The 21,902-nt window shown below is 64.4% G+C and carries 24 protein-coding genes; 14 read left to right on the forward strand and 10 right to left on the reverse strand.

Translation table 11 applies throughout. The features are described 5' to 3' along the window. Positions 1 to 25 precede the first annotated feature (25 nt). Positions 26 to 976, reverse strand: a complete 951-nt coding sequence (locus JQ586_RS23140) for a sulfonate ABC transporter substrate-binding protein (protein WP_212396920.1) — start codon at positions 974 to 976, stop codon at positions 26 to 28. 217 nt (positions 977 to 1,193) lie between these two features. Next, positions 1,194 to 2,399: an LLM class flavin-dependent oxidoreductase gene (locus JQ586_RS23145; protein ID WP_212396921.1), complete on the reverse strand. Its 1,206-nt coding sequence runs from the start codon at positions 2,397 to 2,399 to the stop codon at positions 1,194 to 1,196. Between the two features lie 284 nt (positions 2,400 to 2,683). Between JQ586_RS23145 and napE the strand changes: the two genes are divergently transcribed. The 10 genes from napE to JQ586_RS23195 all read left to right on the forward strand — a co-directional run bounded on the left by napE (position 2,684) and on the right by JQ586_RS23195 (position 10,465). Next, the gene (gene napE / locus JQ586_RS23150; protein ID WP_212396922.1) at positions 2,684 to 2,863 is read left to right on the forward strand and encodes a periplasmic nitrate reductase, NapE protein; all 180 of its coding nucleotides are present in this window, start codon (positions 2,684 to 2,686) and stop codon (positions 2,861 to 2,863) included. 19 nt (positions 2,864 to 2,882) lie between these two features. Beyond that, entirely contained in the window at positions 2,883 to 3,257 is a 375-nt protein-coding gene (locus tag JQ586_RS23155) for a chaperone NapD (protein WP_212396923.1), read from the forward strand. After that, positions 3,238 to 5,748, forward strand: coding sequence for a nitrate reductase catalytic subunit NapA (gene napA, locus JQ586_RS23160; protein WP_212396924.1), 2,511 nt, complete (start codon positions 3,238 to 3,240; stop codon positions 5,746 to 5,748). Before JQ586_RS23155 ends, napA begins: the two co-directional genes overlap by 20 nt. Next, entirely contained in the window at positions 5,715 to 6,215 is a 501-nt protein-coding gene (locus tag JQ586_RS23165; protein ID WP_409334526.1) for a nitrate reductase cytochrome c-type subunit, read from the forward strand. Before napA ends, JQ586_RS23165 begins: the two co-directional genes overlap by 34 nt. Further along, positions 6,212 to 6,850 carry a NapC/NirT family cytochrome c gene (locus JQ586_RS23170; protein WP_212396926.1) on the forward strand — a complete coding sequence of 213 codons (639 nt, stop codon included), beginning with the start codon at positions 6,212 to 6,214 and terminating at the stop codon, positions 6,848 to 6,850. Before JQ586_RS23165 ends, JQ586_RS23170 begins: the two co-directional genes overlap by 4 nt. 89 nt (positions 6,851 to 6,939) lie before the next feature. Beyond that, on the forward strand, positions 6,940 to 8,049 hold the full coding sequence (locus JQ586_RS23175) for an ATP-dependent RecD-like DNA helicase (protein ID WP_212396927.1): 1,110 nt from the start codon (positions 6,940 to 6,942) through the stop codon (positions 8,047 to 8,049). A 198-nt stretch (positions 8,050 to 8,247) separates the two neighbouring features. Further along, positions 8,248 to 8,961 (forward strand): peptide-methionine (S)-S-oxide reductase MsrA, encoded by a 714-nt coding sequence (msrA, locus tag JQ586_RS23180; RefSeq protein ID WP_212396928.1) that lies wholly within the window; start codon positions 8,248 to 8,250, stop codon positions 8,959 to 8,961. Between the two features lie 150 nt (positions 8,962 to 9,111). Then, the gene (msrB, locus tag JQ586_RS23185; RefSeq protein WP_212396929.1) at positions 9,112 to 9,525 is read left to right on the forward strand and encodes a peptide-methionine (R)-S-oxide reductase MsrB; all 414 of its coding nucleotides are present in this window, start codon (positions 9,112 to 9,114) and stop codon (positions 9,523 to 9,525) included. 259 nt (positions 9,526 to 9,784) lie between these two features. Then, positions 9,785 to 9,949 (forward strand): DUF3309 family protein, encoded by a 165-nt coding sequence (locus tag JQ586_RS23190; RefSeq protein WP_212396930.1) that lies wholly within the window; start codon positions 9,785 to 9,787, stop codon positions 9,947 to 9,949. 225 nt (positions 9,950 to 10,174) lie between these two features. After that, a complete protein-coding gene (locus tag JQ586_RS23195; protein WP_212396931.1) occupies positions 10,175 to 10,465 on the forward strand; it encodes a hypothetical protein in 291 nt (96 codons plus the stop codon). A gap of 72 nt (positions 10,466 to 10,537) precedes the next feature. Here the strand turns inward: JQ586_RS23195 and JQ586_RS23200 are convergent, their stop codons facing one another. The 4 genes from JQ586_RS23200 to JQ586_RS23215 form a co-directional block, all read right to left on the reverse strand. Further along, positions 10,538 to 11,083, reverse strand: a complete 546-nt coding sequence (locus JQ586_RS23200) for a DUF4112 domain-containing protein (protein ID WP_249147993.1) — start codon at positions 11,081 to 11,083, stop codon at positions 10,538 to 10,540. 118 nt (positions 11,084 to 11,201) lie between these two features. Next, on the reverse strand, positions 11,202 to 11,633 hold the full coding sequence (locus JQ586_RS23205) for a DUF5413 family protein (RefSeq protein WP_212396932.1): 432 nt from the start codon (positions 11,631 to 11,633) through the stop codon (positions 11,202 to 11,204). 174 nt (positions 11,634 to 11,807) lie between these two features. Then, positions 11,808 to 13,397 carry a hypothetical protein gene (locus JQ586_RS23210; protein ID WP_212396933.1) on the reverse strand — a complete coding sequence of 530 codons (1,590 nt, stop codon included), beginning with the start codon at positions 13,395 to 13,397 and terminating at the stop codon, positions 11,808 to 11,810. A 34-nt stretch (positions 13,398 to 13,431) separates the two neighbouring features. Beyond that, positions 13,432 to 14,724, reverse strand: a complete 1,293-nt coding sequence (locus JQ586_RS23215; RefSeq protein ID WP_212396934.1) for an adenylosuccinate synthase — start codon at positions 14,722 to 14,724, stop codon at positions 13,432 to 13,434. A 345-nt stretch (positions 14,725 to 15,069) separates the two neighbouring features. Here JQ586_RS23215 and ybaK point away from each other — a divergent pair, with 345 nt between their 5' ends. Beyond that, positions 15,070 to 15,552, forward strand: coding sequence for a Cys-tRNA(Pro) deacylase (gene ybaK / locus JQ586_RS23220; RefSeq protein WP_212396935.1), 483 nt, complete (start codon positions 15,070 to 15,072; stop codon positions 15,550 to 15,552). A gap of 80 nt (positions 15,553 to 15,632) precedes the next feature. Here the strand turns inward: ybaK and JQ586_RS23225 are convergent, their stop codons facing one another. The 4 genes from JQ586_RS23225 to JQ586_RS23240 form a co-directional block, all read right to left on the reverse strand. After that, positions 15,633 to 16,838 carry a CynX/NimT family MFS transporter gene (locus tag JQ586_RS23225; RefSeq protein WP_212396936.1) on the reverse strand — a complete coding sequence of 402 codons (1,206 nt, stop codon included), beginning with the start codon at positions 16,836 to 16,838 and terminating at the stop codon, positions 15,633 to 15,635. A gap of 76 nt (positions 16,839 to 16,914) precedes the next feature. Then, the gene (locus JQ586_RS23230) at positions 16,915 to 17,151 is read right to left on the reverse strand and encodes a hypothetical protein (protein ID WP_212396937.1); all 237 of its coding nucleotides are present in this window, start codon (positions 17,149 to 17,151) and stop codon (positions 16,915 to 16,917) included. Further along, a complete protein-coding gene (locus JQ586_RS23235) occupies positions 17,144 to 17,737 on the reverse strand; it encodes an isochorismatase family protein (protein WP_212396938.1) in 594 nt (197 codons plus the stop codon). The genes JQ586_RS23230 and JQ586_RS23235 overlap by 8 nt, the downstream gene beginning before the upstream one ends. Before the next feature lie 4 nt (positions 17,738 to 17,741). Next, positions 17,742 to 18,956, reverse strand: a complete 1,215-nt coding sequence (locus JQ586_RS23240) for a GNAT family N-acetyltransferase (protein WP_212396939.1) — start codon at positions 18,954 to 18,956, stop codon at positions 17,742 to 17,744. 96 nt (positions 18,957 to 19,052) lie between these two features. Here JQ586_RS23240 and JQ586_RS23245 point away from each other — a divergent pair, with 96 nt between their 5' ends. The 3 genes from JQ586_RS23245 to JQ586_RS23255 all read left to right on the forward strand — a co-directional run bounded on the left by JQ586_RS23245 (position 19,053) and on the right by JQ586_RS23255 (position 21,782). Continuing rightward, positions 19,053 to 20,099 (forward strand): LysR family transcriptional regulator, encoded by a 1,047-nt coding sequence (locus JQ586_RS23245; RefSeq protein ID WP_212396940.1) that lies wholly within the window; start codon positions 19,053 to 19,055, stop codon positions 20,097 to 20,099. A 21-nt stretch (positions 20,100 to 20,120) separates the two neighbouring features. Further along, entirely contained in the window at positions 20,121 to 20,510 is a 390-nt protein-coding gene (locus tag JQ586_RS23250) for a hypothetical protein (protein WP_212396941.1), read from the forward strand. A gap of 345 nt (positions 20,511 to 20,855) precedes the next feature. Beyond that, positions 20,856 to 21,782, forward strand: a complete 927-nt coding sequence (locus JQ586_RS23255; RefSeq protein WP_212396942.1) for a DMT family transporter — start codon at positions 20,856 to 20,858, stop codon at positions 21,780 to 21,782. The last annotated feature ends 120 nt before the right edge of the window (positions 21,783 to 21,902 follow it).

Genomic DNA, 21,902 nt, shown 5'->3' on the forward strand with positions numbered 1-21,902 from the left:
TCCCCTGAATTGAAAGTGACCGCGATCAGCTTTGGGTGTTGCGCCACACGATGTCGCGGACCGCGATCTGCTTCGGGATCAGCCCGAGCTTGAAGAAGCGATCGGCGACGCCCTGCTGGGTCGCGATGATGTCGTCGGTGATCGGTCCGACCTTGAATGATGAACGGTTGGCGGCGATGGTCTGAATGTCCAGCGCGATGCCGGTGACCGCGCTCAGCGACTTCGCCACCTCGTCGCGGTGTGCCTCGGCCCACGCCGCCGTCGACACGGTGACGTCGATGACCTGCTGCAGAACAGCTGCGTTGGTCTTCGCGAACTCGCGGTTGGCGATGTAGAACGAATTGGTCCTGGTGATCTCCCCGGCGTTGACCAGCACCCGGCCGTTCTGCCTGGATTCGCCGATCGCGAAATAAGGATCCCAGATCGACCAGGCATCGATGCTGCCGTTGGCAAAGGCGGGGCCGGCGTCCGGCGGCGTCAGATAGACCGGCGTGATGTCGGCATAGGTCAGGCCGGCCTTCTCCAGCGTCCGCACGATCACATTGTGGGCGCTGGATCCCTTGGTGAACCCGACGCGCTTGCCCTTGAGATCCGCGATCGTCCGGATCGGGGAATTCTGCGGCACGAGGATGCCCTGGCCGTTCGTGATCGGCTGCCCTGCGGCGTAGACGATCGCCGCGCCCGCGGCCTGCGCGAACACCGGCGGCGAATCGCCGACCGCACCGTAATCGACGCTGCCGACATTCATTGCTTCCATCATCGGCGGGCCGGAGGAGAACTCGACCCATTTCACCTCGATGCCCTGCGGCCTGAAATGATCTTCCAGGACCGCGCGCTGCCGCGCGATGACCAGCACGCCATTCTTCTGGTAGCCGATACGAATCTCCTTCACACCAGCTTGTGCCTGCGCGCGCTGCGACAGCGCGGCAGCTGCGATCGTTGCGAGCGATAGACCCAGGAATTCACGACGCTTCATTTCACGCAATTCTCCCGACGATCACGCGCGATGACGCGACGCGATCATGTGTTGTCAGGATGATGGGGCGTGCGAACGGAGCTGTCGAGCACCGCACAAAAATAGCGATGCCTGCACTTCGGTGCAGGCATCGCGCACATCGTTTCTTTTAAGGCGTAGATCGCGTGTAGCGATTTATTTTCTTCACGGAAGCGCGATCACGCTGCACAAAATTCGATCAGCCCGCCGCCGCTGATCTTGGCGCGACACTGACCGCGAGCTTGCCGTAGCGGTCCGTGAACGCCTCGGTGTCGATCTCCTCGAGCTGGATCGCGCCCGAGAGCACGCCCTGCTTCCAGGCATCATGCTCGGGATCGTTCTGGAACTCCGGCATGACTTCCTTGCCGAACAGTTCGAGCGACTCGCAGATATGCTCATGCGTGTTCTTGCCGGCCTGATTGAGCAGGATCACCTGGTCGATATGCGAGGTGCGGAAGCGTCGCAGCTTCTTGCGGATCGTCTCCGGCGAGCCGATCAGGCCGCCGCGCAGCGCGGCCTCCTGCGCCTCCGGATTCTCGCGCTTCCACTTGTTGTACTCGTCCCACATGTTGACGGTGCCGGGCGCCGGGCGCTGCCGGTTCTGCGCCTGGCCGTAGTAGCGCAGCGCGAACTGGAAGAAGGTCGCACCATCGGCACGCCGGCGCGCCTCTTCATCCGTCTCGGCGCACATGAAGAACGACACCAGCGCCATGTTCGGATTGATCTCGTAGTCGGCGAGCTTGTTCAGCCGCTTGGTGATGGCGTTGTAATAGGCGTGCACCCAGGCATGCGCCGCATCGGCGCTGACGAACTGGAAGCCGAGCGCGCCGAAGCCGTTCTGCCCGGCCCGCTCGATCGTGGGCAATTGCGAGCACGCCATCCACAGCGGCGGATGCGGTTTCTGCACCGGCTTCGGCACGACATTGCGCAGCGGGATATCGAAATACTTGCCGTGATGCTCGGTGCCGACCTTGGTGAACATCGGGAAGATCGCCTCGACGGCTTCCTCGAACACCTCGCGCTTGGTCTCCATGTCGCGGCCGAACGGCGTCAGCTCGGTGATCGAGGCGCTCTCACCCATGCCGAACTCGCAGCGCCCGTTGCTGAGCAGATCGAGCACCGCGACGCGTTCGGCGACGCGCGCGGGATGGTTGGTGGTGAGCTGGAAGATGCCGTGGCCGAGCCGGATCTGCCTGGTGCGCTGGCTTGCGGCGGCGAGGAAGGATTCCGGCGCCGGCGAGTGCGAATATTCCTCGAGGAAGTGGTGCTCCACCACCCAGGCGTAATCATAGCCGAGGCGATCAGCGGTCTCGAGCTGCGTCAGCGCGTTCTGGTAAAGCCTGAGCTCGTCGCCGTCGCTCCACGGACGCGGCAGTTGCAGCTCGTAGAAGATGCCGAATTTCATGACGTCACTCCCAGGGATTTCCGCAAGGCCTTTTGTTGTTTTGGCCAGTGTATTGCGCGGGCAATGGAAGTCCACCCTCCGCCAATTCCGCTTGGCGGGAGGAGCGTCATGTCAGGCGCAACAGCAAGATCGCCTGAAAGCGCGGCAACAGCGTTGCACACGTCGAATCCATCGCGCCGTCGGCCGAGATTCATTGATCTAGATCAGAGCTTTCCCTGGACGGCCAGATACCTGTTCCGCAGGGCAACGAGGCCCTCCACCCGCAATTTGAAACGAGACGACGCATGTCAGCCATTCGCGACAGCGAGAGGCCACGCCGAACGCGCATGGAGATCTTCGCGTTTCTGTTTCTGACGGCCTTTCTGATGCCTGCCCTGGCGGTCGCTACGGTGGGCAGCTACGGCCTTGCAGTGTGGATCTACCAGATGATGGCCGGTCCGCCCGGTCCTCCGCCGCCGCATTAGCGATAACGGGAGGGGCAAGTTGAACAAACGCCACAACGCCATCGATCGCCGCGCCCTGATCACCGGGCGCGTGCTGCCGGCCGACGCCATCGTGTCGCCGCCCGGGGGCGAAATTGCCAGCATCCTCGTGCAGGCGCGGCCCGATCGCCTCAACGCCGTCGCCTCGGCGATCATGGCCTTGCGTGGCTGCGAAATCTTCGGCCGCGATGACAGGGGCAAGCTTGTTGTCGTCGTGGATGCACCGGACGCGGGTTCACTCGGCTCGACCGTCAATACGATCTCGACGCTGCCGGATGTCTACTCCGCCTCTCTCGTGTTCCACGCCGTCGATGCCGCGGCATCTGATCGACCGGCTTCCGGCGAAAGGACGAGCCATGACCGTGCCCAAGCTTGATCGTCGCCAGGTCCTGAAGCTGGAAGCCGCCGCAATGGCCGCACTCGCCGGAGGAATTCCGGTCGCGGCGACGGCCGCAAACGTCGTGACCGAACGCAACGAAGCCGAGCTGAAATGGGACAAGGCGCCTTGCCGCTTCTGCGGCACGGGTTGCAGCGTGATGGTCGCGACCAAGGACAACCGCGTGGTCGCCACCCATGGCGACATCAAGTCGGAAGTCAATCGCGGCCTGAACTGCGTGAAAGGCTACTTCCTTTCCAAGATCATGTATGGCCACGACCGCCTGACCAAGCCGATGCTGCGCAAGACCGGCGGCAAGTACGACAAGGACGGCGAGTTCACGCCGGTCGGCTGGGACGAGGCCTTTGACGTGATGGCGGAGAAGTTCAAGGCCGCATTGAAGAAGCGCGGGCCGAGCGGCGTCGGCATGTTCGGTTCCGGCCAGTGGACGATCTGGGAAGGCTATGCGGCGTCAAAGCTGTTCAAGGCCGGCTTCCGTTCCAACAATATCGATCCCAACGCGCGTCACTGCATGGCGTCTGCGGTCGCCGGCATGATGCGGACCTTCGGCATCGACGAACCCTCGGGCTGCTATGACGATATCGAAGCGGCCGACGCCTTCGTGCTGTGGGGCTCCAACATGGCGGAGATGCACCCGATCCTGTGGACTCGCGTGGCCGACCGGCGTCTGTCCGCGCCGCAGGTGCAGGTCGCGGTGCTGTCGACGTTCGAGCACCGCTCGTTCGATCTTGCCGATATCGGGATCGTGTTCACCCCGCACGCGGATCTCTATCTCCTCAACGCCATTGCCAACCACATCGTCAAGACGGGACGCGTCAACAAGGACTTCGTCACCGCGCATACCGTGTTCAAGCGCGGCCAGACCGACATCGGTTACGGCCTGCGTCCCGACCATCCGCTGCAGAAGAAGGCGACCGGCGCGGCCAAGGCCAATGACTCGACCGACATGAGCTACGACGAGTTCGCCAAATTCGTCGCTGACTTTACGCTGGAGAAGGCGGCGAAAATGGCGGGCGTGCCGCTCAACCGGATCGAGGCGCTGGCCGAGCTCTACGCCGACCCGAAGACCAAGGTGGTCAGTTTCTGGACCATGGGCTTCAACCAGCACACCCGCGGCGTCTGGTGCAACAACCTCGTCTACAATCTGCATCTGTTGACCGGGAAGATCTCGACCCCCGGCAACAGCCCGTTCTCGCTCACCGGCCAACCCTCGGCCTGCGGCACCGCGCGCGAGGTCGGCACCTTCTCGCACCGGCTGCCGGCCGACATGGTGGTGAACAACAAGGAGCACCGCGACAAGACCGAGAAGATCTGGCAGGTGCCCGAAGGAACCATTCCCGACAAGCCAGGCTATCACGCGGTGCTGCAAAGCCGGATGCTGCGGGACGGCTTGCTCAATGCCTATTGGGTTCAGGTCAACAACAACCTGCAGGCCGGCCCCAACATCAACGAGGAGATCTATCCGGGCTTCCGCAATCCGGAGAATTTCATCGTGGTGTCGGATGCCTATCCGACGGTGACGGCGCTGGCAGCCGATCTGATCCTGCCGGCCGCGATGTGGGTCGAAAAGGAAGGCGCCTACGGCAATGCCGAGCGACGCACCCAGTTCTGGCACCAGCTCGTCAACGCCCCCGGCGAGTCCCGCTCGGACCTTTGGCAGCTCATGGAGTTCTCCAAGCGCTTCAGGATCGAGGAGGTCTGGCCGGAGGAGCTGATCGCGAAGAAACCCGAGGTGCGCGGCAAGACGCTGTTCGACGTGCTCTACAAGAACGGGCAGATCGACAAATTCCCGCTGTCCGAGATCGAGGCGGGCTATGCCAATGACGAGTCGAAGGCGTTCGGCTTCTACGTCCAGAAGGGCATCTTCGAGGAATACGCCCAGTTCGGCCGCGGCCACGGCCACGACCTCGCTCCGTTCGACACCTATCATGGCGAGCGCGGCCTGCGCTGGCCCGTGGTCAACGGGCAAGAGACCCGATGGCGCTTTCACGAGGGCACCGACCCCTATGTGAAGCAGGGCACAGGCTTCCAGTTCTACGGCCACGCCGACGGCAAGGCGCGCATCTTCGCGCTGCCCTACGAGCCGCCTGCGGAATCTCCCGACAGCGAATATCCGTTCTGGCTGTCGACCGGCCGCGTGCTGGAGCACTGGCATTCCGGCAGCATGACGCGCCGCGTGCCGGAGCTCTATCGCGCCTTTCCGGAAGCGGTCTGCTTCATGCATCCCGACGATGCACAGGACGCGAAGCTGCGTCGCGGCGACGAGGTCAAGGTGATCTCGCGCCGCGGCTTCATCCGCGTTCGCCTCGAGACCCGGGGACGCGACCGGCCGCCGCGCGGCCTTGTCTACGTGCCGTGGTTCGACGAATCCAAGCTGATCAACAAGGTGACGCTCGACGCCACGGATCCGATCTCGCTGCAGACCGACTTCAAGAAATGCGCCGTCCGCATCGAGCGGGTGTCGACATGATCAGGTCATTCGGAAGTATTCTGCTCGTCGCCGCGCTCGCCGTTGCCGCGGGCTCGCTCGCAGCGCAGACCATCAATTCCGGTCTGCGCGGCCCTACCCCGCTGAACGAAGAAGGGCCCGCGCCGCCGTTGGCACCAACCCGCAACACGGCCGAACGGGAAGCGCGCAACTACCCGGAACAGCCGCCGGTGATTCCGCATTCCATCGACGGCTACCAGATCGACATCCGCGGCAACAAATGCCTGTCGTGTCATGCCCGCGCCCGCACCGCTGAATCGCAGGCGCCGATGGTTTCCATCACCCACTTCATGGACCGTGACGGCCAGTTCCTCGCCTCGGTGTCGCCGCGGCGCTTCTTCTGCACCGAATGTCACGTCCCGCAGAGCGTCAGCAATCCACCCGTCAGCAACGACTTCGTCGACATCGACACGATGTTAGGCCATGCAACACCCGGTGGACGGCGATGAGCGAGCAGACCGAACCTCTCGCGCAAGAGACGCGGTTCGTTCGCGCGAAGCGTTTTGCCCTCGAACTGTGGGACGTGCTGATCCACCCAAGCTCGGTGTTCGGTCTCGGCGTCCTGGTGCTGGCCGGTTTCGTGGCCGGCATCATCTTCTGGGGCGGATTCAACACCGCCCTCGAACTGACCAATACCGAGAAGTTCTGTACCGGCTGTCACGAGATGCGCGACAATGTGTTCGCGGAGCTGAAGTCCACCATTCATTTCACCAACCGGTCGGGCGTCCGCGCGAGCTGTCCGGACTGCCACGTGCCCCACGACTGGACCGACAAGATCGCCCGCAAGATGCAGGCATCGAAGGAGGTCTGGGGCCATTTGTTCGGAAGCATCGACACGCGCGACAAGTTCGTGGACCGGCGGCTCGAACTCGCGGTGCATGAATGGGCGCGCTTCAAGTCCAATGATTCCCTGGAATGCCGCAATTGCCACAGCGCGCAGTCCATGGACATCACCAAGCAGTCGCCGCGCGCGTCGGCTGCCCACCAGCGCTTCCTGTTCACGGGCGAGAAGACCTGCATCGATTGCCACAAGGGCATTGCGCACCAATTGCCGGACATGCGCGGCGTTCCGGGCTGGCAGTGAGGTCCGCCGTCTTGCGCGGGTCGCCCGAATGGTTAGGTTGAGGACCTGAGTCGCGGCAATGCCCGCTGGCTCATTCTCCACCGAGCCCCATGACCACCTTTACGCCGCACCAGGATTCCGCGCTGAACGCCGTTGCCGACTGGCTGAAAGCCAGGCCCGGCAAGAACGGCACGCCGCCGGTGTTCCGCCTGTTCGGCTACGCCGGAACCGGCAAGACCACGCTGGCCCGCCACATCGCCGAGGGCGTCGACGGCGAGGTGAAATTCGCGGCCTTCACCGGCAAGGCGGCGCTGGTGATGCGCAACAAGGGCTGCGACAATGCCTCCACCATCCATTCCCTGATCTACCGCGCCCGCGAGTCCGGCGTCGAGCAGCCGAGCTTCGAGCTGTGGGACGATGCGCCGGCCTCGAAGGCCAAGCTGATCGTCATCGACGAATGCTCGATGGTCGACGCCGAGCTTGGCCGCGATTTGATGTCATTCGACTGTCCGCTGCTCGTGCTCGGGGATCCCGCGCAATTGCCGCCGATCCAGGGCGGCGGCTTCTTCACCGATGCCGAGCCGGACGCGATGCTGACCGAGGTGCACCGCCAGGCCCAGGACGATCCGATCGTGCGGATGTCGATGGATGTCCGCGAGGGCCGCGACCTCGAGATCGGCCGCCATGGCGAGAGCGAAGTGGTTTCGCGCAAGGAGCTCGATCCGGACCGCGTGATGGGCGCCGATCAGGTGCTGGTCGGCCGCAACAACACCCGCCGCGCCTACAACATGCGGGTGCGGCAGCGACAGAACATCGAGGATCCTCTGCCCGTCGCCGGCGACAAGCTGGTCTGCCTGCGCAACAACCGCAAGAAGGGCCTGTTCAACGGCGGGCTGTGGCGGGTCAAGGCACGCGCGCAGTCGAAATCCAGGATCATCACCATGCGCGTGATGCCGGACGAGGACTTCGGCTACAAGGTCACAAAAGTCTCGGTGCGCGGCGAATGCTTCGACGGCGGCATCGAGGGTATCCCGTGGGAGCAGCGCAAGCCCTATGACGAGTTCGACTACGGCTATGTGCTGACCGTGCACAAGTCGCAGGGCTCGCAATGGGACGACGTGGTGCTGTTCGACGAGAGCTTTGCGTTCCAGGACTCGCGCGCAAGGTGGCTCTACACGGGCATCACGCGGGCGGCGAAAAGATTGAGTATTGTGGTCTGACGCAGTCATTCCGGGGCGGTTTCGAAGCAGTCGCGCTACCTCCTTGAACCGGCACCGTTTCCTCACGAAACCGTGTGGCTTCAGCCGTAACAAAACGTCCTTTGCCGCGTATCTTGGGACGTCAGCGCGAACCGGACCGATTGCGAACTCAGGTCTGCGCTCTAAACTGGCCCCAACCGCTTTTCCCACGAGGAACCCATGTCCCGCTCCCTCAGCCGCCTCTCGCTTTGCGCCGCCGCGATCGGCGCGCTGGCCGTCGCCGCCTTTGCCGTTGCACCCTCGCGCGCAGCCGAGGATGCCGTGATCATTCCGCCGCCCGCGACCGATGCGCAGGAGACGGGCATCAAGACCGCGGTGCTCTCCGGCGGCTGCTTCTGGGGCGTGCAGGGCGTGTTCCAGCACACCGCCGGCGTCACCAGCGCGGTGTCCGGCTATTCCGGCGGCAGCAAGGCGACCGCGGACTACAACATGGTCTCGACCGGCACCACCGGCCACGCGGAATCGGTCGAGATCAAGTACAACCCGCAGAAGATTTCCTACGGCAAGATCCTGCAGATCTTCTTCTCGGTCGTGCACGACCCGACCCAGCTCAACCGCCAGGGCCCCGACACCGGAACGCAATATCGCTCGGCGATCTTCACGACCAGCGACGAGCAGAAGAAGGTGGCGGATGCCTATATCGCCCAGCTCAATGCGGCGAAGGTCTACAAGAAGCCGATCGTGACCAAGGTCGGCACGCTGGAGGGGTTCTATCCGGCGGAGGGTTACCACCAGGACTATCTCACGCTGCACCCGAACCAGCCCTATATTGCCTATAACGACATCCCGAAGGTCGAGAACCTGAAGAAGATCTTCGCGGACAACTACATCGAGAAGCCGACGCTGGTGAGCAGCGCGAAGGTCACCAACTGACGGAGCAATCTTCCGTCATTGCGAGCCAACCGTCGGGGCATAGCCGCGCCGGATGACAAGATCCGCGAAGCAATCCATGCCGCCGCAAGCGGAAAGATGGATTGCTTCGTCGATTCGCTTCTCGCAATGACGACCAACAAAGGAGTTTCCATGTCCGACACCAAGACTGACGGCAAGGTCCGCAAGAGCGAGGCCGAGTGGCGCAAGGAGCTGACGCCGATGCAATATGCGGTGTTGCGTGAAAAGGCGACCGAGCGCCCCTTCACCGGCGAATACGAACATGATCCCCGCAAGGGCACCTATGTCTGCGCCGGCTGCGGGCAGGTGCTGTTCGAGTCCGACCAGAAGTTCGACTCCGGCTGCGGCTGGCCGAGCTTCTCCAGGCCTGCGGCGGAAGGCCATATCGACGAGGAGCGCGATGTCAGCCACGGCATGATCCGCACCGAAGTGCTGTGCTCGAAATGCGACGGCCATCTCGGCCACGTCTTCGACGACGGCCCAGGCCCGACCGGCCTGCGCTACTGCATCAACTCGGCCGCGCTGAAGCTGAACGAGAAGAAGTAGCACCGCCGACCGGCTTGGCTTCGAACGCATTCCCGCCCCGCACGACCAAGGACCGGTCGTGCGGGATTCTTGTTTGGCTGCATCATTTTCCGGGGCATGCGCCGCATCGAATTATCTCGGGATTCCGGGTTCAGTCCTGCGGACCACCCCGGAATGACGACGAAAATTATCGGACATCAGCCCGAATTGTGCTTTGATCTCCTCAGCGGGGCCGTCGGCGTCTCGCCGTGCGGCCGCCGCCCTGAACGAGGAGGGCGCCATGTCGCTCGGATTGATCCTCATCATCCTCCTGCTCATCATCTTGCTCGGCGGCTATAGCGGCCGTATCCGGGGCTATGGCTACGGCCTCGGCCACTCCGGAATGGGGCTTTTCGGGGTGATTTTGATCGTGGTCGTGATCCTCGCGTGGCTCGACAAGCTGTAAAAGCTGCAAGCCATTGAAATATAACGATTTACAAAATCGGTTCCGATGCTATGCGCGGATTCGGCATGTGCCTTGCCGGGCCGGTTCTGGGGTCGCATTTTTGTCAAAGAAGCCTATATTAGGGGTCGAAATGATGCGTACGGCGCGCCGCCCGTAGCGGCCTACCGTCCCCCAAAAATCCACTTCGCCCGCTCTAGCCGCCATGAAGATATGAGGTCGTCGACCATGCGTCCTATGCGTCCGTTCAACTACAACACATCTGCCGAGCTGTTCCCCGCTGCGATCCGCAAGAAGAAGCGCGCCGGGTTTGCCTATCGCCGCTTCGGCACTGCCGCCGAGGCCGTGCAGTTCGCGATGGAGCAGTTGCCGGCGGATTCGCTGAACGGCGCCTATCTGCAGGTCGAGGAAGCGCGTTTCGACCAGAACGGCATCCGATCGCTCTATGAGAGCGAGGCCTTCCCGCTGCCGCGCCGTCCGCGCCCTGCCCCGGCCCAGACCGACGCCGACGCGGCCTGATCAGTCTCTCCTGCCCTTAACGAAAAGCCCTCGGACATTTCCGGGGGCTTTTGTTTTTGCTCTCCACACCCGCTACAGGCGCGGCTGCTTGTCGAGCCAGCGGCGCAGCAGCCGCACATTGCGGATGTTGGCACGGAACATGACGTCGAACGCATCGCCCGCGACCGGCACCATTCCGACCACGCCGTCGACCGCGACATTGGCGAGCATCCGCGCCGTGATGTGCCAGGGCGCCCCCAGCGCGCGCGCCTCGCGCACCAGCCACAGCGAGATCGCGGTCGTGATCAGGTCGCCGATCACGGGGATCAGGCCGATGATCCCGTCGATGCCATAGCGGATATTGGTGCCGGGCAGGATGAAGGCGACGTCGAGCAGTCTCGCGATCGCCTCCAGCCGCACGAGGCGCTGCTCATGCGTCAGATTGCCGAACGGATTGGCGGTGGAGGTGCGGAAATCGAAGTGAAAGCCGTCGAAGCGGGAATGCGGCGCACCGTCCGCGAATTCGCGCCCGGGGATTTCACGCCCCTCTTGGTCGATGACCTTGCCGCGCGCCTGCGTGCTGCCGAAGGGCGGCCGCGATCGCGCTCCGTTGGGCGTGAAGATGTCGTCCTCGGTCATGATGATCACATGGGTAACGCAATTGCGCGGTGCAAGTTGCCTCACATTACCACTGTGTCACCTTTGCGGCCGCTGCCGCGCGCCGGCGACCGCGGATGCGCGACGAAACCAGCCGTTCTCAGTGCTGAACCGAAGTCGCCGGCTGCTGCGGCTCCTCGGCGTATTTATGCGCCACCCAGGACGAGATCACGGCCGGCACGAGGCCGACGAGCCCGTAAAGGATGAACTGCGCCACGCCGCTTTCCGAGCCGTGCGAGGCATACATGAGCGCCGCCGCGAAGAACCCCACCACGCCTAGGATCAGCATCCGCACCACGGGCGTGATCCGCCGCACATGCATCAGGATGTCGTCGATCGCGCCGAACATCATCGCCGGCACGATACCGAACAGGTAGTTGTATTGCAGCGATTTGCCGAACACGACGAACAGCTTCACCACCTCGCCGCCATTGGTCTCGGTCCAGTAGCCGGACTGATAGGTCGTCGCGAGCAGCAGCAGGAAGCCGCCGATGAACGGCCCGATTGCTGCGAAGATGAGGTAGCGTTTCATGGCGCGCCTTTAAGATCCAGGCGATCAGTCTAGCGCAGTCCGGCAACGGTTCTATCGGAAATTCGATGGAGATCGACAACGTTCCTCAGCCGTCATGCCCGGCTTCGGGCGGGGAGCCGCCCGGTCAGACCGCGCGACGACGGTTGGGGAAAGAGGTGAGCGCGAAAGCTCTCCTCACTCCCCCCAGGCCGCGAACGCCTCGTTGAACGCACGCTCACCCGGGGCGCCCTTTTCGATGGCGATGATGGCGCGGCGCTGGTTGGTGTAGACCAGCGGCACGTCGAACCAGGAACGCTCCTTCAGGAGCTGCATGTTGCGCGAGCGGTCGGCGTCGACGTTGGAGAGGCCGACCAGGAAGAAGCCGTCGGTGACCTTGACGGCAAGACCGGCCAGGGGCGTGCCACGCGCCTGCTCGTTGGACTTCATCAGGATGCCGGGCACGTTGCCGACGCCGCCATTGGCGAAGTCCTGCGGCAGGATGAAGGTCAGCTCCGCGGTGTGGCTCGCGGGCAGCGAGGTATCGGTGTTGCGGCGGAACGACATCGTCATCTTGAACTTGCGGTCGGGGATATCGATGTCGGCGCGCACGGCGATATCGGGCGCCTGGTTGCCGGACGCCTTGATCTGCTCGGTGCGCCACACCACCGAGCCGACATATTGCTTGCCCTTCGGATCGGACGGATCCTCGTCATACAGCACGACGCGCTGTGCCACCGGCGCAACCGGTTCGCTCGACGACGACGGCTGGCCGACGCGGTCGGCGATCTTCGGCTTGGTCGCGGGCGCGGAGGCATCCTTCGGCGCCTCGGTCGTCTGCGGCGGCGCGGACTTGAACAGAGTGCTGACATAGCTGAGCGCCGGCTTGCCCCACAGGATGCCGGCGCCGACCAGGATCAGCACGATGCCGACCACGATCGCGCTCTTGAACGGGAACCGGAAGCCGAGCCGCGGGCGCTTGCTCGGCTCGCGATCGCCATTGCCGATCCGCGAACGCTGCGGCGGGGGAGCCTGCGGCGCGTAGCGCTCGGCCTCCTCGACCGGTTCGTCGTAGCCGTAGTCCGCGTCGGGATCGGCGCCGCGGTTCTCGAGGCTCGGCTCCAGCCGGTCGAACTCCGGCGACGGCGACGGCACGTTGGCGTAGGTCTTGCGCGCGTTGCGGCTGGCCTGCGCCGCGGCGCGGCCGAGATCGTCGGCGTCCGCCGTGATGTCGCGGAAGCCGCGCACACCTGGCGATGCCGGCGGGACAGGCGGCGGCGCGGCCTCCGGCCCACGGCGCGGCGCTCCCGGCCGCGAAGGCGGGAGCTGTGGATCGAGGGCCGGCGGCTGCGGGGGCTGGGCGCCTTGCGGCCGCGGCGGGTCGGCGCGCAGATTGCGCGGCGGACGGGTCTCGCCGGTCGGCGGATTCGACATGCGCGGCCGTGCAGGCGGAGGCGCGGCTGGTGGCGGGTTGGTCGCGGAACCGGCATCGGGCGGCCGGACGTTGGCGCGACGGAACGCCTCGCCGCCGCGGGTTGCGCCGCCGCCTCCCGAACGGGAGGCTTCGCGGGCGCGCTGGGCAGCTTCGGACTCGACCTTGCGGACGGCTTCTTCCAGCGACAGCCGTTCGCGGGTGATCTCTGACTCGGACAGCGGCGGCTGCACGCTCCGCAGCTGCTGGATCAGCGCGGTTCGAGCCCGCTCATAGAGCGCGCGGCGGCTCTCGCCGGGGGCGTTGGGATCCAATCCGGCAATGGCGCGGGCGATCAGCGGGTAGTAGTCAGCCATTTCCACACAATCGTGGGATATAGGTAATATCCCGTTAAGCCTCGAACGGATTCTGTACCAAAATAGTGTCCTCACGCTCCGGACTGGTGGATAACAGAGCGATCGGGCAGCCCACCAGTTCCTCGACCCGGCGGACATATTTGATGGCCTGGGCCGGCAGCTGCGCCCAGGACCGCGCATTGGCGGTCGGCTGCTTCCAGCCCTCGATGGTCTCGTAGATCGGCTCGACCCGGGCCTGGGCGCCCTCGCCGGCCGGCAGATGGTCGATCTCCTTGCCGTCGAGACGGTAGCCGGTGCAGACCTCGATGGTGTCGAAGCCGTCGAGGATGTCCAGCTTGGTCAGCGCCAGGCCGCTGATGCCGCAGGTCCGCACGGTCTGGCGCACCAGCACCGCGTCGAACCAGCCGCAGCGCCGCTTGCGCCCGGTGTTGACGCCGAACTCCTTGCCGCGACGGCCGATCTCCTCGCCGATCTCATTGTTCAGCTCGGTCGGGAATGGACCCTGGCCGACGCGGGTGGTGTAGGCCTTGCAGATGCCGAGCACATAGCCGACCGCACCCGGCCCCATGCCGGTGCCGGTCGCAGCCTGCGCCGCCACGGTGTTGGACGAGGTCACATACGGATAGGTGCCGTGGTCGACGTCGAGCAGTGCGCCCTGCGCGCCCTCGAACAGGATGCGCTTGCCCTCGCGGCGCTTGAGGTCGAGCAGCCGCCACACCGTCTCGGCATAGGGCAACAGCTTTGGCGCCAGCGCCGACAACTCGGCCAGGATGCCCTTGCCGTCGATCTCCTCCAGCCTGAGGCCGCGGCGCAGCGCATTGTGATGTGCCAGCAGGCGCTCGATCTTGTGCGGCAGAGTGTCGAGGTCGGCGAGGTCCATCAGGCGGATGGCGCGGCGGCCCACCTTGTCCTCATAGGCCGGGCCGATGCCGCGGCGGGTGGTGCCGATCGAGGTGATCGCGTTGGAGGATTCGCGCAGGGCGTCGAGTTCGCGATGCAGCGGCAGGATCAATGTGACGTTCTCGGCGATCCGCAGGTTCTCGGGCCCGACGGCAACGCCCTGGGCCTTCAGCTTGGTCACCTCATCGAGGAAGGCCTGCGGATCGAACACCACGCCGTTGCCGATCACGGCCAGCTTGTGGGGGCGCAGCACGCCTGAGGGCAACAGCGCCAGTTTGTAGGTCTCGCCGTTGATCACGAGCGTATGGCCGGCATTGTGGCCGCCCTGGAAGCGCACGACGATGTCGGCCTGCTCCGACAACCAGTCGACGATCTTGCCCTTCCCCTCGTCGCCCCATTGGGCGCCGACGACGACAACATTGGCCATTTCGAAGCTGTTCCCTTCAGGTGTTTCAGAGACCATGATCGCGGCAGAAACACGTCCGCCCACAGAGATCATGCTTTCGCGCGCCCGGCTGATATCGCCGGCCGCAAGGCCGCGCACGCAAGGCGCCTACCGGATAAAGGAAGCGGCCCGGCTGCGCAAGCAAGAAGGCCACGTATTACGCCTTTTGGATAGGTCCAACCCTTTGATATCCCCTGAAAATCCGGACAAGTCGGGGCGCGCGGCGACGGCTTGCGAATTTAATGTTGCGCAACCGTGGCCCGCCGCGGCGATGGTTGATCGCGGCCGGCGGAACGGCGATCATCGGGCGCATCAAAGCAGGCCAACATGCCCAATTCGACGCAAGCGACAATGGCGCTCCGGAAGCTCGGCATCGCCTTCAGGCTGCACACCTATGTCTACGACTCCACGGCCGACAGCATCGGGCTGCAGGCCGCCGAGGCACTCGGTGTCGAGCCGAACCGGGTGCTGAAGACGTTGATGGCCGAGGTCGACGGCATGCCGGTCTGCGCCGTGGTGCCGTCGGACTGCGAGGTCAGCATGAAGAAGCTCGCCGCAGCGATGGACGGCAAATCGGCGAAGATGATGCGACCGGCCGACGCCGAGCGGCTCACCGGCTACCACGTCGGCGGCATCAGCCCGTTCGGGCAGAAGAAGCGCGTGCCGACCGCGATCGACGCATCCGCGTTCACCCACGCCACCGTGTTCGTCAATGGCGGCCAGCGCGGACTGCAGATCGAGATCGATCCCAACGACGCGGCGCTGGCGGCCGGCGCCAGGATGATGGAAGTTGTGGCGGCGCGGGAGTGAGACCCGTGTCGTCAGATCAGGGCAGCGTCCGCACCCGCAGAAGCGCCTCGCGGAGGCCGATGGTGATGCAGACTACGGCGTCATGACGCCACGCGCAGCTCCGGCTTGGACCTGATGGCCGCGGCCTCGCGCCGCCACGACAGCGACAAGAACAGCAGCACCAGCGGCACCATCGACGCCAGCAGGGCAGCACCGGCAAACAGCGCGGCCGCCGGCGTGTGCAACGCATCCTGCAGCCGTCCCGCGGCGGAGGGCCCGAGCGCCATCAGAACATAGAAGCAGGTGTAGAATACGCCGAAACCGAGCGAACGATCTTGCGGCTCCAGCACCCGCGCCGGCAGCGACAGGATCGCCCCCGACAATGGACCGATCGCCGCGCCGAAGATCAAACCGATGAGCGCCGGATGGATGCCGGCGGCGAACAAGGTGAGCGAGACGGCTGCGACCAATCCGCAGCCGATGATGGCTGCGACCGGTTTGCCGGAGCGATGCACAAGATAGCCGCCGACCGGGATTGCAACAATCGTGAACCAGATCGCCAGACTTGTCAGCGAAGCGGCGGTCGTCGACGTCAGGCCCTGCGCCTGCAGCAGCAGCGGCGCATAACTGAAAAAAAGGATACAGGAGAGATTCATCACGCCCCAGATCGTGCCCGCAACGATGACCGGCAGCAGCGTCGCAGACGGCAGCCGTGCGCCGGGCTTCGAGGCGACCTGCGCCTGAGTTTGCGGGGCCTGGCGCGGCAACAACATGAAGACGACGAGGACCGCTGCGGCGCCGGTCGCACCTGACAACATCACCGCGGGCCAGCCCGAGGCATTCAGCAGCCACGTCTGAACCGGAAGCGCCACCATCGCGCCGAACGGCCAGCTCATCTGCAACAGCGACATCGCGAGCACGATCTCGCGGCCATCGAACCAGTCCGTCGTCATCTTGGTGGCGACCAGGATGATGATGGTGGCACCAACACCACCGATCACGCGCGCGATGAGCGCCGTCACGAGGCCGTCGGCGTGGCCGAGAGCTGCACCTGATAACGCCATCAGCAGGAGGCCGATCACGCCAAGCGTCCGCTCGTTGATGCGCTGTCCGATCAGCCCCGCCGGGAGCGCAACGACGACGCCGGGCAACAGATATGCACCGAGCAGCATGCCGATTTCCGCATAGCTGAGCGCCAGATCGCCCATCAGCGCGCTGGTGACCGAGCCAACCGACTGGAACTGAAAACCGGTCATCGCGCGGGCCGCAAACAAGACCGCGAGGATCGTCCATCTCGAGTTCGGCATTGGTGCCTCCCTGGACTACGGCGCCTTGCGCAAGCCGGGTGACGGCTCGCGGGACAACAGTCCGCGCAAACCACTGTTACCGACCGACGGGGGTCTCGTCCGATGACTTGCTGCCAGCAATATCCAGGCTGACCCGGTTGGAGAATTCGGACAGTTCTTCCTCGGAAATGTCATGCAAATTCAAACGCAATTGCATGATGGTCAGATCGACCAAATGGCCGGCAAACGACAGGCCTGCGCCAACGAGGATATTGCGCTGCTCGTTCAGTACGGGGATGACGCTTCGCAAGCGCCGGATGCTCGCCTCATCCATAGCGACGCCCTCGCACGGGCCGCGGCGACGTCGCAACCAGCCAATGACGCGTCGTGGTCACGTCGCCGAACAGTTCGATGGCCGAGGTGGCGGCGCTGTGTACGGCGTCTGCATCGGCATGCGGTCGCTGACGGCTCGCCGATGCATCGCTCAGAAACGTGACGCGATGACCGTGATGCGCCGCGTCAATTGCGGTGGCGAGGCAGACCTCCTCGGCCGCGAGCCCGCAGATCGCAAAGCCTTCGACCCGCGACACCACGTCGTTGAACAACGAGTTGCCATAGCAGGACGGCTGGCGGCGCTCGAACACCATGTCTTCGCGTTTGGGCTCGAACCCCGACAACCAGGGAGACTGCGGCCGTCCCGCGACAGGCCCGAGTTGATCTCTGGTGCGGGTGAACGCGATCGGAATTCGGTTCTCGCGCGCGTGGCGAATTGCGGCGCGGCAGTTGTCGAGCGCGCGATCGAGCCCGCCGGCATCGTCGCGCGCCAGGCGCTGCCAATTATCCTCCTGGAGATCGACGATCACCAGGAAGCGTTCGCTCGAGGACCCGACATAAGCCTTTAGGTCGATCACCGTGCTCATGCGATTAACCTGCGTTTGCCAGCGGCGCCGTGCCGCGAACCGACGACCTTTCGAGGATGCCGGGAACGTCCCACTGGCCTTCGGGACGAATCAGGACATACGGATCTTCAGCGAGCGTGATCCGCGCCGGATGACGCTCGACCTCGAGCTTGACCTCGACATAGTCGAAATCCGAGAACACGAACTCCCGCGCGCCGGGCATCCGCTGGAAGCCTCGCCGCTCCCAGAAGCTCAGGAGGCGTGTTTGCGAGTGCGCATAAAGGGTGCTGTAACCCTTCTTGCGACACAGTTCGATCGCGGCGTCGACGATGCGGCCGGCCAGCCCCGCATTGCGGCTTTCATTGCGCACGGCAAGGCGTTCCAGCTTGGCGAAATCAGCGAAGTAACGGATACGCATGCAGCCGACCGGCTCGCGGCCGACCTGGCAGATCAGATGGGTCGCCGAGAAGTCGTTGCCGTCGTACTCCTCCTCGAACGGGCAATGCTGTTCGCCCATGTAGACCGCGCTGCGGATGGCCATCACACGCGCCATTTCATCCATCGAGCGGACGACCTGCACCGACACCGGATCGACCGGTTCCGCCGCGACAGGCAACGGCAGTTCGTGCGTGCGATCGAGCATCTGCAGATGCGGCGTGTACAATCCGTCGTAGCGCGCGCCCGGCGAAAAGCCGAGCGGCTCCAGAACGCGCAGGCCTTCCTTGGTGATGGGACGCGAATAGATGCTGACGCCCTGATAGAGGGGGGCCGAGAATTTCTGCAGCACCAGCGGGATCGCGGCGACCAGCGAACCCTTGGCGTGAATGCACCAGACGTAGATGCCGGCCGGTCGCTCGGACTGCCGCGCGATGCAGGCGAGATCGGGATTCTTGGTGTCGAGCGTCCCGTCGATGAGCCGCCGCGTACCCTCATGCGTCAACGGCAGCGCTGCGAGAAAGCCCTCCCCCCTCGGAGCTTCGACGTCATAGTGATCCCGGCGCGCGATCGCCCAGAACACGTCCGGATTGTGATTGGCGACGCTCTGGACGATGCGGTTGGTAGTGATCCCGGGGAGATCGTGCCGAGCTGCATCCATCAGAGCGGCAATCCCGGCTGCGTCCACGGTAAAAATCACCGTGCGACGAGCCAACTGCAGCATGGTCATGCGGTCCAGCGAGCGCACGGGCGAAGGACGCTTGCTGGCAGCTTTCCGTACGAAATCGAGGTCGAGCGCCGTCATCGATCGTCTCTCGTGGGTTGTGAATCCGACCCGTTTCTGCCATGAATAGAATTAACGGTCCCGATACTCTAGAAGGCTGCAAACGAGGCAAATTGTATGCACTCACCTGAGCGCAGGGGTGTTCACCAGCGTGCACACACCGGCCGGATCGGCCAGTGGGACTCGGTCCGCATCTTCCTGGAAGTCGCCCGGATCGGTAGCTTCCGCGCAGCCGCTTTCGAACTCAACGCCTCGGCCAATTTCCTGCGCAAGCACATTCTGCAGTTGGAGAGTGCATACAAGACAACCCTGATCACGCGTCATGTCGACGGCATCCGCCTGACGCCGGAAGGCCAGAAGGTGCTGGACGCGGCACGTCGGATGGAAGAGGCGGCTTTCGGGCTCGACCGCGCACTGAGCCAGACCACCCCCGCACTCTCCGGCGAGGTTCGCTTTGCCATCACCGAAGGGCTCGGCACCTTCTGGGTTGCGCCGCGATTGATCGAATTCCAGCGCGCTTACCCGGGTCTGCTCGTCGACCTCAAATGCGAGATGCGTTCCGCCGACGTGCTGCGGCTCGAGGCTGACGTGGCGGTCCAGCTGGAAGAGCCGAACAAGCCCGACCTCAAGCGCGCCAAGATCGGGCGACTGCATGTGATGCCGTTCGTGAGTCCCTCCTATATCGAGATCTACGGCATGCCAAGGGACCAGGAGGACATCAGGCAAAACCATCGCATCGTCCTGCAGGATGCGGACCAGACCCGAGCGCCGCAGATGTATGAGCAGTACGCGGGCCGCGATCCGGTCGGCTTCGTCGCAATGCGCAACAACGTCTCGAGTGCGCATGTCTGGGCAGTGGCCAAGGGCGCGGGCGTCGGCTGGCTCCCGACCTACATTCCGGCGGTCGCCGGACCTTTGATCCCGCTCGATATCGACATCACATTCTCGCTCGACATCTGGCTTGCCTATCATCCCGACGCCAAGCGCATCCCGCGCGTAAGACAGCTGATCGACTGGACGATCCAGGCCTTCGACGGCCGCAAATATCCCTGGTTCCGGGACGAGTTCGTTCATCCTGACGATCTGCAGAAGTCCTACAAGGGCGAGCCGCTCGTCAATCTGTTCGCCGGCTTCGTCAAGGAGCCACGTTCCAGGATCGCCTGATGGAGACCGCCTGAGCGCACCATGAGCACCTCGCAGGACGAACACATCGAGCAACAAGTGCAGGCGCGGTGGCTCGCGATCGGCCTTTCGCAGGCCGATCTTGCCGCGGTGCTGCGCACGAATTCAGCCCGGACCGTCGACGGCGCCAGCGAGTCCGCCAAGATCGACGGCGGCCGCCTGGCGACGCTGGCCGAGGTGCTCGGGATCGCCGCGGACGTCGCCAACCCGCAGGCCGCCCCGGCGGCACGTGCGCGGGCGAGGATCCAGGCGTCCCAATCGCTGCAGTCCTTGCTCGAATTGCGCATGATGCGGGTGTTTCGCGAGGTACAGAATCCCGATGCCAGGCGTGTCCTGGTCGAGCTCGCCGAGCAGATCGTCAAGCGCCAGGCCGCGCCGCCCGAGGCCGGCTAGAGCTATCTCCGTTCCGAGGGAAGCGGAGCGGAGCTCTGGATTCTTGTCTTGACGCATTGTCGTCACGCGAACCGGGATCCACGTCGCACGAAGCCCTGGACGCCGACGGGCCTTGGTCGAGAAAGACCGGCTGCCTTGTTCCACCATCCGAAGCGTCGTGTCCGCGCGAATGGTTCCGTTGCGCAAACCCCTGCCCGATCCGCAAGAGCGGCCTGGCGCATGGTCGCGATGCATTACCGCCATTGATAGCGCGTCGGAATCCGTGTCTCTGATATGGGGCCGGGTTTATTCCGGCCCGGCAATTGCGCGCCGGGCGAGCCGCGGCGTCAAGAATCCGGCCTGCGAATGTCTGCTTCCGAATCCGCCTCAACGCCTGCGTCCGCCTCCTGGATCGTCAACCAGCCGTACATACTGCTCTGCATCACCGCGATGTGCTGGGCCGGGAATGCGATCGTCGGCCGGCTCGCCGCCGGCCACATTCCGCCGGTGACGCTGTCGTTCATGCGCTGGTCGGCGGCCTTCCTGATCATCCTTCCGTTCGCCTGGCAGCACCTCAAGCGTGACTGGGGGACGATCCGCAACAATCTCGGCATCATGGTGCTGCTCTCGATATCAGGCATTGGCGCCTTCAACACGCTGCAATACTGGGCGCTCGAGCACACCCAGGCGCTGAACACGCTACTACTGCAATCCGCCGCGCCGCTGGTGGTCGCGGTGTGGTCGCTGATCCTGCTCGGCGTTCGGCTGACGGTGGCGCAGGCGCTGGGCGTGCTGCTGTCGCTCTGTGGCGTGCTGGTGATCCTGCTGCATGGCGACGTCACGACGCTGTCGAAGATCGAGTTCAACAAGGGCGATCTGATCTTCATCGTCGCGCTGATCATCTTCGCGCTCTATTCGGTGCTGACGCTGAAGCGGCCCAACATCCACGGCCTCTCGGTCGCCAGCTTCACCTTCGGCTGCGGCGCGCTGTCGCTGGTGCCGTTCTTCGTCTGGGAACTCCATGCGCGCCCGGTGATGCAACTGACGACCGGTAACCTGCTCTCACTGTTCTATGTCGCGGTTTTCCCCTCGACAGTGGCGTATCTCTGTTTCAACCGCGGAATCCAGCTGATCGGCGCCAATCGCGCCGCGCCGTTCTTCCACGTGGTTCCGGTGTTCGGCACCGTGATGTCGATGGTGTTCCTCGGCGAGAATCCGCAAGCCTTCCACTTCATCGGCTTCGCGCTGGTGCTGGCGGGCGTGTTTGCGGCGTCGCGGAAGCAGGCGGCCTGATCCATCGTCTTCCCCTCTCCCCGTTCTTACGGGGAGAGGGTCAGGGTGAGGGGCTGGTTCCGCACACAACGCTGATAGAAGAGCTCGCGGAGACACCCGGATCGCATCTTCGATGCGATC

The organism is Bradyrhizobium jicamae (genome assembly GCF_018130215.1).
Classification (GTDB): domain Bacteria; phylum Pseudomonadota; class Alphaproteobacteria; order Rhizobiales; family Xanthobacteraceae; genus Bradyrhizobium; species Bradyrhizobium jicamae_A.